At 54.1% G+C, this 15,783-nt stretch carries 20 protein-coding genes and 1 other annotated feature; of the genes, 14 read left to right on the top strand and 6 right to left on the bottom strand.

Annotated features, from left to right (window positions below):
* Window positions 1-101: 101 nt before the first annotated feature.
* Complete coding sequence (gene hxpB, locus A6013_RS01555; RefSeq protein ID WP_028012808.1) at window positions 102-773, bottom strand: hexitol phosphatase HxpB; 672 nt, start codon at window positions 771-773, stop codon at window positions 102-104.
* A 147-nt stretch (window positions 774-920) separates the two neighbouring features.
* On the opposite strand from hxpB, the gene A6013_RS01550 reads away from it, so the two are divergent.
* Window positions 921-1,457, top strand: a complete 537-nt coding sequence (locus A6013_RS01550) for a YniB family protein (RefSeq protein ID WP_045261585.1) — start codon at window positions 921-923, stop codon at window positions 1,455-1,457.
* A gap of 36 nt (window positions 1,458-1,493) precedes the next feature.
* Here the strand turns inward: A6013_RS01550 and A6013_RS01545 are convergent, their stop codons facing one another.
* The 3 genes from A6013_RS01545 to pfkB form a co-directional block, all read right to left on the bottom strand.
* Window positions 1,494-2,354: a fructosamine kinase family protein gene (locus A6013_RS01545; RefSeq protein ID WP_041910453.1), complete on the bottom strand. Its 861-nt coding sequence runs from the start codon at window positions 2,352-2,354 to the stop codon at window positions 1,494-1,496.
* A gap of 105 nt (window positions 2,355-2,459) precedes the next feature.
* On the bottom strand, window positions 2,460-2,750 hold the full coding sequence (ghoS, locus tag A6013_RS01540; RefSeq protein ID WP_028012811.1) for a type V toxin-antitoxin system endoribonuclease antitoxin GhoS: 291 nt from the start codon (window positions 2,748-2,750) through the stop codon (window positions 2,460-2,462).
* Between the two features lie 103 nt (window positions 2,751-2,853).
* Window positions 2,854-3,786, bottom strand: a complete 933-nt coding sequence (gene pfkB / locus A6013_RS01535; protein WP_041910452.1) for a 6-phosphofructokinase II — start codon at window positions 3,784-3,786, stop codon at window positions 2,854-2,856.
* Window positions 3,787-4,082: 296 nt separating this feature from the next.
* Here pfkB and A6013_RS01530 point away from each other — a divergent pair, with 296 nt between their 5' ends.
* On the top strand, window positions 4,083-4,841 hold the full coding sequence (locus tag A6013_RS01530) for a YdiY family protein (RefSeq protein WP_028012813.1): 759 nt from the start codon (window positions 4,083-4,085) through the stop codon (window positions 4,839-4,841).
* A gap of 101 nt (window positions 4,842-4,942) precedes the next feature.
* Here the strand turns inward: A6013_RS01530 and yniD are convergent, their stop codons facing one another.
* Window positions 4,943-5,050: a small membrane protein YniD gene (gene yniD / locus A6013_RS26630; RefSeq protein ID WP_088205299.1), complete on the bottom strand. Its 108-nt coding sequence runs from the start codon at window positions 5,048-5,050 to the stop codon at window positions 4,943-4,945.
* Window positions 5,051-5,147: 97 nt separating this feature from the next.
* Window positions 5,148-5,240, bottom strand: coding sequence for a stress response membrane protein YncL (gene yncL, locus A6013_RS24890; RefSeq protein WP_071787459.1), 93 nt, complete (start codon window positions 5,238-5,240; stop codon window positions 5,148-5,150).
* A gap of 322 nt (window positions 5,241-5,562) precedes the next feature.
* On the opposite strand from yncL, the gene thrS reads away from it, so the two are divergent.
* The 12 genes from thrS to A6013_RS01475 all read left to right on the top strand — a co-directional run bounded on the left by thrS (window position 5,563) and on the right by A6013_RS01475 (window position 15,684).
* Complete coding sequence (gene thrS / locus A6013_RS01525) at window positions 5,563-7,491, top strand: threonine--tRNA ligase (RefSeq protein ID WP_028012814.1); 1,929 nt, start codon at window positions 5,563-5,565, stop codon at window positions 7,489-7,491.
* Between the two features lie 3 nt (window positions 7,492-7,494).
* The gene (gene infC, locus A6013_RS01520; protein ID WP_023616141.1) at window positions 7,495-8,037 is read left to right on the top strand and encodes a translation initiation factor IF-3; all 543 of its coding nucleotides are present in this window, start codon (window positions 7,495-7,497) and stop codon (window positions 8,035-8,037) included.
* A 97-nt stretch (window positions 8,038-8,134) separates the two neighbouring features.
* On the top strand, window positions 8,135-8,332 hold the full coding sequence (gene rpmI / locus A6013_RS01515) for a 50S ribosomal protein L35 (protein ID WP_003030583.1): 198 nt from the start codon (window positions 8,135-8,137) through the stop codon (window positions 8,330-8,332).
* Between the two features lie 50 nt (window positions 8,333-8,382).
* Window positions 8,383-8,739 (top strand): 50S ribosomal protein L20, encoded by a 357-nt coding sequence (rplT, locus tag A6013_RS01510; RefSeq protein WP_000124850.1) that lies wholly within the window; start codon window positions 8,383-8,385, stop codon window positions 8,737-8,739.
* Window positions 8,740-8,856: 117 nt separating this feature from the next.
* Window positions 8,857-8,981, top strand: a sequence feature (Phe leader region).
* Window positions 8,862-8,906: a pheST operon leader peptide PheM gene (pheM, locus tag A6013_RS27245; protein WP_001386830.1), complete on the top strand. Its 45-nt coding sequence runs from the start codon at window positions 8,862-8,864 to the stop codon at window positions 8,904-8,906. Its footprint overlaps the feature before it by 45 nt.
* A 62-nt stretch (window positions 8,982-9,043) precedes the next feature.
* Window positions 9,044-10,027, top strand: a complete 984-nt coding sequence (gene pheS, locus A6013_RS01505) for a phenylalanine--tRNA ligase subunit alpha (protein WP_010426091.1) — start codon at window positions 9,044-9,046, stop codon at window positions 10,025-10,027.
* 15 nt (window positions 10,028-10,042) lie between these two features.
* Window positions 10,043-12,430: a phenylalanine--tRNA ligase subunit beta gene (pheT, locus tag A6013_RS01500; protein WP_045630140.1), complete on the top strand. Its 2,388-nt coding sequence runs from the start codon at window positions 10,043-10,045 to the stop codon at window positions 12,428-12,430.
* A gap of 4 nt (window positions 12,431-12,434) precedes the next feature.
* Window positions 12,435-12,734 (top strand): integration host factor subunit alpha, encoded by a 300-nt coding sequence (ihfA, locus tag A6013_RS01495; protein ID WP_003857805.1) that lies wholly within the window; start codon window positions 12,435-12,437, stop codon window positions 12,732-12,734.
* Window positions 12,735-12,835: 101 nt separating this feature from the next.
* Complete coding sequence (gene btuC / locus A6013_RS01490; RefSeq protein WP_028012817.1) at window positions 12,836-13,816, top strand: vitamin B12 ABC transporter permease BtuC; 981 nt, start codon at window positions 12,836-12,838, stop codon at window positions 13,814-13,816.
* 22 nt (window positions 13,817-13,838) lie between these two features.
* A complete protein-coding gene (locus A6013_RS01485; protein WP_041910445.1) occupies window positions 13,839-14,390 on the top strand; it encodes a glutathione peroxidase in 552 nt (183 codons plus the stop codon).
* On the top strand, window positions 14,390-15,145 hold the full coding sequence (gene btuD / locus A6013_RS01480) for a vitamin B12 ABC transporter ATP-binding protein BtuD (protein WP_047368358.1): 756 nt from the start codon (window positions 14,390-14,392) through the stop codon (window positions 15,143-15,145). Before A6013_RS01485 ends, btuD begins: the two co-directional genes overlap by 1 nt.
* Before the next feature lie 74 nt (window positions 15,146-15,219).
* The gene (locus A6013_RS01475) at window positions 15,220-15,684 is read left to right on the top strand and encodes a C40 family peptidase (protein ID WP_028012820.1); all 465 of its coding nucleotides are present in this window, start codon (window positions 15,220-15,222) and stop codon (window positions 15,682-15,684) included.
* Window positions 15,685-15,783 lie beyond the last annotated feature (99 nt).

Genomic DNA, 15,783 nt, shown 5'->3' with positions numbered 1-15,783 from the left:
GTGTTGACGTTAAAGATAGGAGGCAGGGATGAGAAAAGCAAACAAAATGAAACTGTGTTTTGTTTTTATCAGGCAGCATGACGCTGCCTGTAAGAGGGGCGCTATTCGCCGCGCAGGTGTTGTACCGTCAGTTCAGCCAGCGAATTCAGCTTAACGTCGGCAAGAGCATACCGCGGATCGTGGCGGTTTTCTTCATCGGGAACCACGATGGAGCGCATACGCGCGGCTTTGGAGGCCACCATGCCGTTTACTGAATCTTCCAGCGCGACGCAGGTCAGCGGATCAAGACCCAGCTTCGCGGCGCAGTCCATATAGACCTGCGGATGCGGCTTGCTGTAGGGCAGTTTTTCCGCAGACGCCAGGGCGTCAAAACTGTCGCGCAGCTCAAACATGATCAGCACTTTTTCCAGCATATGCAGCGGTGAAGCGGAAGCCAGGCCAACCTTCAGCCCCTGAGACTTGCACAGCGCGACAGCCTCATGTACGCCCGGCAAGAGCGGCTTGTTCTCCTCCACCAGCGCGATGGCTCGGCTGATAATACGCGAGGTGACTTCGTCGCGATCGGGCCCAACCCACGGCTGTTGGGCGTACCACAGGTCAACGACCATATCAATACGCAGGCCCAGCGTGTCGGGAAGTTCATTACGGCGACTGATATCAACGCCCAGGCTGGCCATCACGTCCAGCTCGGCGCGATCCCACAACGGCTCGGAATCAATCAGTAATCCATCCATGTCAAAAATAGCGGCAAGTATCTGGCGCGGTGTCGACATCACAACGTCTCCTTATCCAGGTGTTCGACAGACGATAAGTGCTAAGCACAGTCTGCAATTTAGCATATTGCTTTTAAAGAGCGGGCGAAATTGATGTCCAGCAGGTAGACTTAGGCTCAAATCACGCGTCTTTATGAAGAGGAACTGATGACGTATCAACAAGCTGGACGCATTGCTGTCTTAAAACGTATTGCAGGCTGGGTGATTTTTATTCCTGCCGTCATTTCTACGCTGATATCCGTGCTGAAGTTTATGTACGATCACAGCGAAAAACAGCCGGGCATTAATGCGGTAATGCTTGATTTTGCGCATGTCATGATTGAGATGGTGCGGTTTAACACCCCGTTCCTGAACGTCTTCTGGTTCAACTCGCCAACGCCGGACTTTCACCAGCAGCTGAATGTTGGGTTCTGGATTATCTATGCGCTGATTTTTATTGCGATGGCGCTGCAGGCATCGGGCGCACGAATGAGTCGCCAGACCCGTTTTTTACGCGAAGGGGTGGAAGATCAGCTTATCCTTGAGAAGGCGAAAGGTCCTGAAGGAATGAGCCGGGAGCAGATTGAATCCCGCATTGTGGTGCCTCGTCACACCATTTTCCTGCAAATTTTCCCGCTCTATATCCTGCCGGTTATCATCATCGTGGCGGGATATTTCTTCTTCTCACTGCTCGGTTTTCTGTAACGAATTAGGGTGGCGGCAAGGCCACCCGTTTTGTCTTTAAGCCGCAAGCACGCGTTCAAGCGCGCGCTGGGCGTTGACCAGATGTTGCCCGCCAAAAAGAATGGCTCGGTTCATCAGCGTATAGAGCTGATACACGGGCTGGCGCTCAAGGAAGTCCGGCGGCAGAGGGGAGACAGACTGATAGCCATCGTATATTTGCGGCGGTTGTTCGGGATGCAGGGGCAACATGGCCAAATCGCACTCTCTGTCGCCCCAGTAGCAGGCCGGGTCGAAGATATACGGGCCGTTGGGGCCCAGCGCGCAGTTATCGGACCATAAATCACCGTGCAGCAAAGACGCCTGAGGCTGGTGGGAGGCCAGGCGCTGTTGCACATGCTCGACGATGGCATCAATATTGCCAAATTCCAGCCCTTTCTCTGCGGCCAGCTCAAGCTGCCATCCGATGCGCTGCTCGGCAAAGAACGTCGACCAGCGGCGCTGCCAGGCATTGGGCTGCGGCGTGGTGGAAAGGTCGTTGTCGAAGTCGAGACCAAACTGGGGCTGGTCGCTCCACTGGTGCAGGCGCGCTAACTGTTGCCCGAGAATAAAGGCATTATGGGCGTCCAACGGGCGGGCAGGGAGATAGTCCATCACCAGAAAGCTGTAGTCCCGGTCACTGCCCACGGCCAGCACCTCTGGTACCGTCACCGTTTTACTACGGGACAACAGTTCAAGCTGATCGGCTTCAGCGGTAAAAATCGGGAGCAGCTCTCGCTCGTCGCATTTAACGAACAGATCGCGTCCTGCGTAGCGTAAATGCCACGCGGCGTGAATTTCCCCGCCCGGCAGCTCGTTACGCAGTTCAATTTCACCTTCACCCAATTGCTCATGTAAAAGATGACTGATAGCCTGCCACATGTTGACTCTCCCATGTTGTCTGCCAGATCATAAAGTTAGCGCATAACTGCGGTAAAAAAATACGAACTAACGCACACCTGAGCGGATTAATTTCATGCAGGGCACTTATTGTTCTTTTTTCTGCCAGCGTTCCCACGTCTCCACGGTGATGTCGGCAGGCTTGTCGGTCACGCTTTCCACCAGGCTGGCGGCCAGCGCATGCACCTCTTCTTCACTCAGGGCTGCGATCAGGCCAAACGCCAGGGTGCCTAAATCATGAATATGACCTTCGTCATCCGTTAGCGTGAGCAGGAAATTCGCCCGTGTAAAGGCATTGTTGAGCTCGTTAAGCTCGGTCAGCGATGCTTCATGAAGGCTGATGGTCACGACGTAGCGGGTGATATCACCACTGCTCATAATTCACCTCATTGTTATCCTGAAAGTTTTTTTAGCATAGTCGATACGCCATATTTGGCGACTTCCACAGATATCCCCCTCCGCCAGGAGGGGGATATATCGGTTAGCTTCGTGACAGGTAATCGACGATTTTCTGCGTATCGGCAAGCGAACACAGGCGCGTTCCCTGATTGATGGTGGCGGCACTCCCCGCCGCGACGCCATAGCGCGTCATCTCCAGAAGTGATGCGCCCTGCGCCAGCTTCAGCGCCATCGCGCCGACCATACTGTCGCCTGCGCCGACGGTGCTCTGGCTCTTCATTGGGGGCGGAACAACCTGCACAAAGCCCGTCTTGTCGACGGCCAGCGCACCCTGAGGACCGAGAGAGACGACAACGCGGTGCGCTTTGCCGCTGCGAACCAGTTCTTCTGCGGCAGTACGCACGTCATCCGGCTGGCTAAGTTCGCGATTAACAAGCGCACTCAGCTCTTTCTGGTTAGGCTTAACGAGCTCAAGCTGTCCGGGTTCTAATGCCGCCTGCAGGGCTTCGCCTGAACTGTCGACAATGCAGCGAATGCCGCGCTGAAGTACGGCATCAACCAGTGCTGTCAGCTTTTCTGTTTTCACGCCTGGCGGCAGGCTACCGCTGATGACCAGCAGCGAGCCGCTTTCAATGGTTAGCACCTTCTCTTCCAACTGACGAAACTCATCGTCGCTCAGCCTGGCGCCTGGCATAACGAAACGATACTGTTCCCCGCTGGACTCAACGTGGACATGCAGGTTCTGCCGGGTCCAGTCTTTGGCGTCAACGGTATCCACGGCAACCTGTTCATCGGCCAACAAGGCAACAAGATGCTCCCCCGTGGCACCACCGGCCGGAAAGATGGCCGTCGCTTTACCGCCGAGGTGGGTAATGGCGCGCGCAACGTTAATCCCGCCACCGCCCGGCTCAAATACGGGTGCGCTACAGCGTAGTTTACCTTCCGGGTAAATCTGCGGCGTTATGGTCGCGGAGTCGAGGGAAGGGGAGAGCGTCAGCGTATAAATAGAAGCCATCATAACCTCCTTTTAGCATGGGTTCTTTTAAGCCTGGCACCGATCGACAGGAAGGCAATGTAAATAACAGTATGATTTTAAAAATGAATGCTGACATAAATGCGATGAGGGATATATAAAATAAAACGCGTTTTGAGATCGTTCTTATTCAAAAAATGAAATAAGAAAATATTGCTATGTTATTTGCGCCTTTTTATAATTTGTTACCTTTCTCTGGACGCCTTGTCATTGATCCTCAAGAAAGTTTCCGAGACCGTGGTGGTCTCTTTTTTTGTTGTACGGACTCCTTAAATAAAATGAAGCTTTTGAAGACAGTACCCGCAGCACTGATGCTGGCGGGTGGCGTTTTTGCATCACTGAATGCAGCCGCCGATGACACCGTTTTTACTGTCATGGACGATCCCTCCACTGCCAAAAAACCGTTTGAAGGTAACCTGAACGCCGGGTATCTCGCGCAATCGGGTAATACGAAAAGCTCTTCTCTGACGGCGGACAGCACCCTGACCTGGTACGGCAATACCACTGCATGGTCGCTGTGGGGGAATGCCAGCAACACGTCCGCTAACGATGAACGCTCATCCGAGAAATATGCGGTGGGTGGACGTAGCCGTTACAACATGACCGACTATGACTACATCTTTGGTCAGGCAAGTTGGTTAACCGACCGCTTTAACGGCTATCGCCAGCGCGATGTGTTCACCGCCGGTTATGGTCGTCAGTTCCTGAATGGTCCGGTACACAGCCTCCGTTTCGAATTCGGTCCTGGTGTCCGCTATGACGAGTACACCAATGGCGAAAATGAAACCCAGCCGCTGGGCTATGCTTCCGGCACGTATGCCTGGCAGATGACCGACAACACCAAATTTACGCAGGGTGTTTCTGTGTTTGGTGCCGAGGATACGACGCTGAACTCCGAAAGCGCTTTGAACGTGGCTATCAATGAACACTTCGGTTTGAAATTGGCCTACAACGTGACCTGGAACTCTTCACCGCCAGAAACGGCACCGGATCATACCGATCGCAGAACCACGATTTCGCTGGGCTATAAAATGTAATCATAGCGGGCCGATGAAAGTGTCGGCCCGTTTTCATTATTATGGTTAACCCGCGCCAATAAATTCTCATCACGCGCAACGGCATTTATTTTTATTTGTACTTAGCCCCAAATCATTGCCGCCCACCGAAATAACAGCATTGCACCGCAGATGGCAACCAGCACCAGCACCATTTTCCAGTGTTTTACGGCAAATCGTTTTGTTGGCATAACCTAATCCTTGTTCGTTGATACGCATAGTCTATCAAACGGGGCCAAAAGATGCGCCTTCCCGGGAGCGATCGAGTTATGCCAACAAGGGTTCGGCTTAGAACCAGTGGAATCGTTCGGCGAGGATCAACACTAGACCTGTTGCGGAAAGGATGTTCAAAATCACAACCGTTCTACTGGATACATTCATGGTATGCACCTGTTGATATAAAAGGCATGTTCAAGAGTAGCCCAGCATGTCTGAAATGCGAGCGCCGGAGAGATGCAATCTGCAAATTTACGCTACGTGCCAGCCCATCATTCTGGCTGCAGAGGGTGCAATCTCCTTGCTGATAGTGTTAACATTACGTCGCTTGCCGTAAATCCGCATTAATCTGAATTCGGCAGGTGCATGATGACGAACCAATTTGACGATTGTTGGTCAGATGGTGTCGTAATCTATTGTCAAATCACGATTATTTTCTTTGTATATGCTCTTATGTGTGGGGCATCACTGCAAATAAGGATATAAAATGCCTGTAATTACTCTTCCTGATGGCAGCCAACGCCATTTCGACCACGCTGTTAGTCCTATGGATGTCGCCCTGGACATCGGTCCTGGCCTCGCGAAAGCGACCATCGCCGGCCGTGTTAACGGTGAGCTGGTTGATGCGTCCGATCTGATTGAAAACGATGCGACGCTTGCAATCATCACCGCGAAAGACGAAGAAGGTCTGGAGATCATTCGTCACTCCTGCGCACACCTGTTGGGTCATGCTATCAAGCAGCTGTGGCCAAACACCAAAATGGCGATCGGTCCGGTTATCGACAACGGTTTCTACTACGACGTTGATCTTGACCACACCCTGACCCAGGAAGATATCGACGCGCTCGAAAAACGTATGCACGAGCTCGCCGAGACCAACTATGACGTCATCAAGAAGAAAGTCAGCTGGCACGAAGCGCGTGAAACCTTCGTCAAGCGTGGCGAGAGCTATAAAGTCTCTATTCTCGATGAAAACATTGCTCATGATGACAAGCCTGGCTTGTACCATCACGAAGAATACGTCGACATGTGCCGTGGACCGCACGTGCCGAACATGCGCTTCTGTCATCATTTCAAACTGATGAAGATCGCCGGCGCCTACTGGCGTGGCGACAGCAACAACAAGATGTTGCAGCGTATCTATGGTACCGCGTGGGCGGATAAGAAAGCCCTGAACGCGTACCTGCAGCGCCTGGAAGAGGCCGCGAAGCGTGACCACCGTAAAATCGGTAAGCAGCTTGACCTGTACCACATGCAGGAAGAAGCGCCGGGTATGGTGTTCTGGCATAACGATGGCTGGACTATCTTCCGTGAACTGGAAACGTTCGTACGTTCCAAGCTGAAAGAGTACCAGTATCAGGAAGTGAAAGGCCCGTTCATGATGGACCGTGTGCTGTGGGAAAAAACCGGCCACTGGGACAACTACAAAGATGCGATGTTCACCACCTCGTCCGAGAACCGTGAATACTGCATCAAGCCAATGAACTGCCCGGGCCACGTTCAGATCTTCAACCAGGGTCTGAAATCCTACCGCGACCTGCCGCTGCGTATGGCGGAGTTCGGTAGCTGCCACCGTAACGAGCCATCAGGTGCGCTGCACGGTCTGATGCGCGTGCGTGGCTTTACGCAGGATGATGCGCATATCTTCTGTACTGAAGATCAGGTTCGTGATGAAGTTAACGCCTGTATTCGTATGGTCTACGATATGTACAGCACCTTTGGCTTCGAGAAGATCGTGGTCAAACTCTCAACGCGTCCGGAAAAACGTATCGGTAGCGATGAGACCTGGGATCGCGCAGAAGCGGATCTCGCCGTAGCGCTGGAAGAGAACGGTATTCCGTTCGAATACCAGCTGGGTGAGGGCGCATTCTACGGTCCGAAAATTGAATTTACCCTGTATGACTGCCTCGATCGCGCATGGCAGTGCGGTACTGTACAGCTGGACTTCTCCCTGCCGCAGCGTTTAAGCGCCTCTTATGTCGGCGAAGACAACGAGCGTCAGGTACCGGTCATGATTCACCGTGCTATTCTCGGTTCTCTGGAGCGCTTCATCGGCATCCTGACCGAAGAGTTCGCGGGCTTCTTCCCAACCTGGCTTGCGCCAGTGCAGGTCGTGGTGATGAACATTACCGATTCTCAGGCAGATTACGTTAAAGAATTGACGCAGAAACTACAAAATGCGGGCATTCGCGTAAAAGCAGACTTGAGAAATGAGAAGATTGGCTTTAAAATCCGCGAGCACACTTTACGTCGTGTCCCGTATATGTTGGTCTGTGGTGATAAAGAGGTGGAAGCAGGCAAAGTTGCCGTTCGCACCCGCCGTGGTAAAGACCTGGGCAGCCTGGACGTAAGTGAAGTGATTGAGAAGCTGCAACAAGAGATTCGCAGCCGCAGTCTTCAACAACTGGAGGAATAAGGTATTAAAGGCGGAAAACGAGTTCAAACGGCACGTCCGAATCGTATCAATGGCGAGATTCGCGCCCAGGAAGTTCGCTTAACAGGTCTGGAAGGCGAGCAGCTGGGGATTGTGAGTCTGAGAGAAGCGATCGAAAAGGCTGAAGAAGCTGGAGTAGATTTAGTTGAAATCAGCCCTAACGCCGAACCGCCAGTTTGTCGTATCATGGACTACGGCAAGTTCCTTTATGAAAAGAGTAAGTCTTCTAAGGAACAGAAGAAGAAGCAAAAAGTTATCCAGGTTAAGGAAATCAAATTCCGTCCTGGTACCGACGATGGCGATTATCAGGTAAAACTCCGCAGCCTGATTCGCTTTCTGGAAGATGGCGATAAGGCCAAGATCACGCTGCGTTTCCGCGGTCGTGAGATGGCCCACCAACAGATTGGTATGGAAGTGCTTAACCGCGTCCGTGACGATCTGAGTGAACTGGCAGTAGTCGAATCCTTCCCTACGAAGATCGAAGGCCGCCAGATGATCATGGTGCTCGCTCCTAAGAAGAAACAGTAAGGCCTTCAAGCAGCAAAATCTGTGGAGCCTTCGGGTTTCATAGGTTTTGTTCGCCTATGTTTCGTTTATTTAACAATGCGAAGTGGAAGTTATTAAGATGCCAAAAATTAAGACCGTACGCGGTGCTGCTAAGCGCTTCAAAAAAACCGGTGGTGGTGGATTTAAGCGTAAGCACGCAAACCTGCGTCATATTCTGACCAAAAAATCTACTAAGCGTAAACGTCACCTGCGTCCAAAAGGCCTTGTTTCTAAAGGCGATCTGGGTCTGGTTATCGCGTGCCTGCCGTACGCATAAGCCGTTAACGTTTAATTTTTTACTAAGAATATAGATACAGGAGAGCACATATGGCTCGCGTAAAACGTGGTGTAATTGCACGTGCACGTCACAAGAAAATTTTGAAACAAGCTAAAGGCTACTACGGTGCGCGTTCACGCGTATACCGCGTTGCCTTCCAGGCTGTTATCAAAGCAGGTCAGTACGCTTACCGTGACCGTCGTCAGCGTAAGCGTCAGTTCCGTCAACTGTGGATTGCGCGTATCAACGCAGCAGCACGTCAGAACGGTATTTCTTACAGCAAATTCATCAACGGCCTGAAAAAAGCCTCTGTTGAAATCGACCGTAAGATCCTGGCTGACATCGCAGTATTCGACAAAGTAGCGTTCACCGCTCTGGTCGAAAAAGCGAAAGCAGCACTGGCATAAGCCAGTTGAGAGAGGGGGCCTGGCTCCCTCTTTTCATTTAACACCATCAGAAGATTGACATTTATCCGTGCAGGCTTTTCAATAAGGTCTTACCGGTTTTTACCCAACAAGGTAACGCAAGCATGAATGCTGCTATTTTCCGCTTCTTCTTTTACTTTAGCACCTGACTCCAGGAGGCTAGCGCGTGAAAGATGAAACGAAAAACAGCGCCAGATAAGCCTCCCGATGGAGGCTTTTTTTGTGCCTGAATTTGAGAGAATAACTCCACCAAATCGGTGTCTGCACCGACATAATGAGGAAAATCATGTCACATCTCGCAGAGCTGGTTGCCAGTGCAACAGCCGCCATTAATCAGGCCTCAGATGTTGCCGCGTTAGACAATGTCCGCGTCGAATATCTTGGGAAGAAAGGGCACCTGACCCTTCAAATGACAACCCTGCGTGAACTGCCGCCAGAAGAACGCCCGGCAGCGGGTGCGGTGATTAACGAAGCCAAAGAGCAGGTTCAGCAGGCGCTGAACGCGCGTAAGGCCGAGCTGGAGAGCGCGGTACTAAACGCGCGTCTTGCGGCAGAAACCATCGACGTTTCTCTGCCGGGTCGCCGTATTGAAAACGGTGGTCTGCATCCGGTTACCCGTACTATCGATCGTATTGAAAGTTTCTTCGGTGAGCTCGGCTTTACCGTGGCGACTGGCCCGGAAATCGAAGATGATTACCACAACTTCGACGCCCTGAACATTCCTGGCCATCATCCGGCACGCGCTGACCACGACACTTTCTGGTTTGACGCGACGCGTCTGCTGCGTACCCAGACCTCTGGCGTTCAGATCCGTACCATGAAGGATCAGGAACCGCCAATCCGCATCATCGCGCCGGGCCGCGTCTATCGTAACGACTACGATCAGACCCACACCCCAATGTTCCACCAGATGGAAGGTCTGATTGTTGATAAAAACATCAGCTTCACCAACCTGAAGGGCACGCTGCACGATTTCCTGAACAACTTCTTTGAGGAAGATTTGCAGGTTCGTTTCCGTCCGTCCTACTTCCCGTTCACCGAACCGTCTGCGGAAGTTGACGTGATGGGTAAAAACGGCAAATGGCTGGAAGTGCTGGGCTGCGGCATGGTGCATCCAAACGTGCTGCGCAACGTGGGTATCGATCCGGAAGTATACTCCGGCTTTGCCTTCGGCATGGGCATGGAGCGTTTGACCATGCTGCGCTACGGCGTGACCGACTTACGTGCATTCTTCGAAAACGATCTGCGTTTCCTCAAACAGTTTAAATAAGGGCAGGACAGAACAATGAAATTCAGTGAACTGTGGTTACGCGAATGGGTTAACACCACGCTGGACAGCGAAGCGCTTTCCAACCAGATCACCATGGCGGGCCTGGAAGTTGACGGCGTTGAGCCGGTTTCCGGTGCCTTCAACGGCGTCGTGGTGGGTGAAGTAGTCGAGTGCGGCCAGCACCCTAACGCTGACAAACTGCGCGTGACAAAAGTGAACGTAGGCGGCGACCGTCTGCTGGACATCGTCTGCGGTGCGCCAAACTGCCGTCAGGGCCTGAAGGTGGCCGTGGCGACCGTCGGTGCCGTACTGCCGGGTGATTTCAAAATCAAAGCGGCCAAGCTGCGCGGTGAGCCGTCTGAAGGCATGCTGTGCTCCTTCTCCGAACTGGGTATTTCCGACGACCACAACGGCATCATCGAGCTGCCGCTGGATGCGCCAGTGGGCACCGATATCCGTGAATACCTGAAGCTTGATGACAATACTATCGAAATCAGCGTCACGCCAAACCGTGCCGACTGCTTAGGTATCATCGGTGTGGCGCGCGACGTGGCCGTACTGAACCAGACCGAACTCAACGCGCCGGAGATTGTGCCGGTTGAAGCGACCATCAGTGACGTGTTGCCGATTCAGGTTGACGCTGCTGATGCCTGCCCGCGCTATCTCGGTCGCGTGGTAAAAGGCATTAACGTTAAAGCGCCAACCCCGCTTTGGATGAAAGAGAAACTGCGCCGCTGCGGTATCCGCTCAATCGACGCCGTGGTTGACGTCACTAACTACGTTCTGCTGGAGCTGGGCCAGCCGATGCACGCGTTCGATAAAGATCGTATCGACGGCGGCATCGTTGTGCGCATGGCGAAAGAGGGGGAAACCCTGGTGCTGCTGGACGGCACAGAAGCCAAACTGAACGCCGACACTCTGGTGATTGCTGACCACAGCAAAGCGCTGGCGATGGGCGGTATCTTTGGTGGCGAACACTCTGGCGTCAACGACGAAACGCAAAACGTCCTGCTGGAATGTGCGTTCTTCAGCCCGCTCTCCATCACCGGCCGCGCGCGCCGTCATGGCCTGCACACCGACGCGTCTCACCGCTACGAGCGCGGCGTTGATCCGGCGCTGCAGTACAAAGCGATGGAGCGTGCAACCCGCCTGCTGATCGACATCTGCGGCGGCGAAGCGGGCCCGGTTATTGACGTCACCAACGAAGCGACCCTGCCGAAGCGTGCGACCATTACCCTGCGCCGCAGCAAGCTGGATCGCCTGATTGGTCACCACGTTGCCGACGCGCAGGTGACCGACATCCTGACGCGCCTGGGCTGCGAAGTGACCGAAGGTCAGGACGAGTGGAAAGCCGTTGCGCCGTCATGGCGTTTCGACATGGAAATTGAAGAAGATCTGGTGGAAGAAGTGGCCCGTGTTTACGGCTACAACAACATCCCTGACGAGCCTGTGCAGGCGGGTCTGGTGATGGGCACCCACCGTGAAGCCGACCTGTCCCTGAAGCGTGTGAAAACCATGCTGAACGACAAAGGCTACCAGGAAGTGATCACCTACAGCTTCGTTGATCCTAAGCTGCAGCAGCTGATCCACCCGGGTCAGGAAGCGCTGATCCTGCCAAGCCCAATCTCCAGCGAAATGTCCGCGATGCGTCTGTCCCTGTGGACGGGCCTGCTGGGGACTATCGTTTACAACCAGAACCGCCAGCAAAACCGCGTGCGCATTTTCGAAAGCGGTTTGCGCTTTGTGCCGGATAATCAGGCAAATTTAGGCATCCGTCAGGATCTCATGCTGGCTGGTGCCATCAGCGGTAACCGCTACGAAGAGCACTGGGACCTGGCAAAAGGCACGGTTGATTTCTACGATATGAAGGGTGATCTGGAAGCGATTCTGGATCTGACCGGTAAATTATCTGAAATTGAATTCCGCGCGGAAGCGATTCCTGCGCTCCATCCGGGCCAGAGCGCGGCGATTTATTTAGACGGCAAACGCGTTGGTTTCATTGGCGTTGTCCACCCGGAGCTGGAGCGTAAGCTGGACCTGAACGGCCGTACCATCGTGTTCGAGCTGGAGTGGAGCCCGGTTGCAGACCGCGTCATTCCTCAGGCGCAGGACGTCTCCCGCTTCCCGGCGAACCGCCGTGATATCGCGGTTGTAGTCGCTGAAAACGTGCCCGCAGCAGATATTTTGGCCGAATGTAAGAAAGTTGGCGTAAATCAGGTAGTTGGCGTAAACTTATTTGACGTGTACCGCGGCAAGGGCGTAGCAGAAGGTTTCAAGAGCCTCGCTATCAGCCTTATCCTTCAGGATACCAGCCGTACACTCGAAGAAGAGGAGATTGCCGCTACCGTCGCCAAATGTGTAGAGGCATTAAAAGAGCGATTCCAGGCATCATTGAGGGATTGAACCTATGGCGCTTACAAAAGCTGAAATGTCAGAATATCTGTTTGATAAGCTTGGGCTTAGCAAACGGGATGCCAAAGAGCTGGTAGAGCTGTTTTTCGAAGAGATCCGTCGTGCTCTGGAAAATGGTGAGCAGGTAAAACTCTCCGGTTTTGGCAATTTTGATTTGCGAGACAAAAACCAACGTCCGGGCCGTAACCCGAAGACGGGGGAAGATATTCCCATTACAGCCCGCCGCGTGGTGACCTTCAGACCCGGCCAGAAGTTAAAGAGCCGCGTCGAAAACGCAACGCCTAAAGCAGAGTAATATGAACTAACCAAAAAGGCCGCCCAGCGGCCTTTTTTCTTTGCGCTCTCCGGCAAACACGCCGTAAAATCAATTACATCACTCGCTAACAAACCGTACACATGCTTGATTATGCTCATCGCCAGCACCGTTCCGATCGGCGTCGCCTGCTTCTGCTGGTGCTGCTGCTTATTCTTGCCGCGGGTATTAGCCTCTGCGCAGGCGACAGCTGGATCGGGCCTGAAAGCTGGCTGGGGCCTGACGGTCAGCTCTTCGTCTGGCAAATTCGCCTGCCGCGCACCGTCGCGGTGATCCTGGTCGGCGCCGCGCTGGCGCTGTCTGGCACTATTATGCAGGCGCTGTTCGAAAACCCGCTGGCGGAGCCCGGCCTGCTGGGGGTGTCGAACGGTGCAGGCGTCGGGCTGATTGCGGCGGTGATGCTGGGCGGGGGAGAACTCTCCGGCTGGAGCATTAGCCTGAGCGCCATTCTCGGCGCACTGCTGATCACAATCATTCTTCTTCGCTTCGCCAGACGGCACCTGTCGACCAGCCGGCTGCTGCTTGCCGGCGTCGCGCTGGGGATCATCTGTAGCGCGCTGATGACCTGGGCGGTCTACTTCTCGACCTCCTTTGACCTGCGTCAGCTCATGTACTGGATGATGGGCGGCTTTGGCGGCGTTGACTGGCACCAGGGCTGGCTAATGGCGCTGCTGGTGCCGGTCATCGCGTGGGCTGCGCTGCAGGCCCAGCCGCTGAATCGGCTCGCGCTGGGGGAAATCTCTGCCCGCCAGCTCGGCATGCCGATTGGTTTCTGGCGTAACGTACTGGTCATTGCCATTGGCTGGCTGGTAGGCGTGAGCGTGGCCCTGGCGGGGGCGATTGGCTTTATCGGGCTGGTCATTCCGCACATGCTGCGTCTTTGCGGCTTCACGGATCATCGAACATTGCTTCCGGCCTCGGCGGTTGCCGGGGCAGCCACGCTGCTGGTGGCCGACATCATCGCCCGTCTCGCCCTGACGGCCGCAGAATTGCCTGTTGGCGTGGTGACCGCAACGCTGGGCGCGCCAGTCTTTATCTGGCTACTATTAAAAGCTGGACGTTAAATCGACAACCTGAGGAAATGCTATGCAGTCAGATATCCTGAATACCGAAGTGACCACCATTGATGGGGATAACACCACGCTGGAAAGCTACAAAGGCAAGGTGTTGCTCATCGTCAACGTGGCATCGAAATGCGGCCTGACGCCGCAGTACGAGCAGCTGGAGAATATTCAGAAGGCCTGGGAGAAAGACGGTTTTACCGTGCTGGGCTTCCCGTGCAACCAGTTCCTGGGCCAGGAGCCGGGCAGCGAAGAAGAGATCAAAACCTTCTGCAGCACCACTTATGGCGTGACGTTCCCGATGTTCAGCAAAATTGACGTCAACGGTGAAGAGCGCCATCCGCTGTATGCGAAGCTGATTGCGGCCGCGCCGAAGGCCGTTGCGCCGGAAGAGAGCGGTTTTTACGAGCGCATGGCCAGCAAAGGCCGCGCGCCGCTCTATCCGGACGATATTCTGTGGAACTTCGAAAAATTCCTGATTGGCCGTGACGGCCAGGTCGTTCAGCGTTTTTCGCCGGATATGACGCCTGAGGACCCGATCGTCATGGAATCTATTAAGCTGGCGCTGGCGAAATAATGTCGCTGCTGATGCAGCTCACGGACGTCGCCGAGAAGGGGCGTCTGGAGCCGGTAACCTGCGACATCAATTCGGGTGAAATCCTGCATCTCGTCGGGCCAAACGGCGCGGGTAAAAGCACGCTGCTGGCGCGGATGGCGGGGCTAACCACCGGGCCAGGGCAGATTACGCTGCTGGAACATGCTTTGGTCGACTGGTCACCCGCCTCGCTGGCCCACCGGCGCAGCTACCTGGTGCAGCAGCAGGTACCGCCTTTTGCGATGCCGGTCTGGCATTATCTGATGCTGCATCTGCACGACAAACAGCATACGGCACTGCTGGAGGAAGTGGCTGCGGCGTTAGGGCTGGAAGATAAACTGTCCCGGCATGCCAGCCAGCTTTCCGGGGGGGAGTGGCAGCGGGTGCGTCTGGCGGCGGTCATTCTGCAGATCCATCCCGCAGGCAATCCTCACGGGAGGATGCTGCTGCTGGATGAACCGATGAGCGGTCTGGATGTTGCCCAGCAGGCGGCGCTGGATAGCCTGCTAAGCGCTCTGAGCAGGAAAGGTATCGCCGTAGTGATGAGCAGCCACGATCTTAACCATACGTTACGTCACGCCCATCGCGTGTGGCTCCTGTCGCGCGGCAGGATGATCGCCAGCGGTACGCGGGATCGGGTCCTTACGCCGCCAAATCTTGCCCGCGCCTACAACATGTCGTTCCGCAGGCTGGATATAGAGGGACATAAGATGCTGATTTCTACCGGGCAGGAGTAACCGTTTCTTGCCTGTGAACACAATTGCACGCTAAATTACCAAAAGAACAATAAAAGCAGAGGATTCGTCTGAAAATGCGATTCTGGTTTCTCTTCGTGGCGGCACTCTTTCTTGCGGGATGCAGCAGCCATCGTGCACCGCCGCCTAATCCGCGGCTATCGGATTCTATCACCGTTATTGCCAGCCTTAACGATCAGCTGAGCAACTGGCGCGGCACGCCTTACCGCTACGGCGGCATGAGCCGCGGCGGGGTGGACTGCTCAGGCTTTGTCCTGATGACGTTTCGTGACAAGTTTGATTTACAGCTTCCGCGAGACACGCGCAAGCAGGCGGAAATAGGCACTGAAATTGATAAAGACGATCTCCTTCCCGGTGATCTGGTCTTTTTCAAAACCGGATCGGGAGAAAGCGGCCTGCATGTTGGGATATATGATACAGACAATCAGTTTATTCATGCCTCTACCAGCCGCGGGGTGATGCGCTCTTCTCTCGATAACGTGTACTGGCGTAAAAATTTCTGGCAGGCGCGACGTATTTAGACTGCCCGAACACGTTTCTTATGTCGGCATGTAACTATTAAACCATGCCGTTTTTCTCAAATAAGCTGATTAAAGTTAAATTTACCTAAATTAGCAACA

Origin of the sequence: Enterobacter sp. IF2SW-B1, from assembly GCF_001743375.1 — a bacterium.
GTDB classification, from domain to species: Bacteria; Pseudomonadota; Gammaproteobacteria; order Enterobacterales; family Enterobacteriaceae; genus Enterobacter; species Enterobacter bugandensis.
Note: the sequence above shows the minus strand (reverse complement) of the source record. Positions and strands in the feature narration are given on the sequence as shown.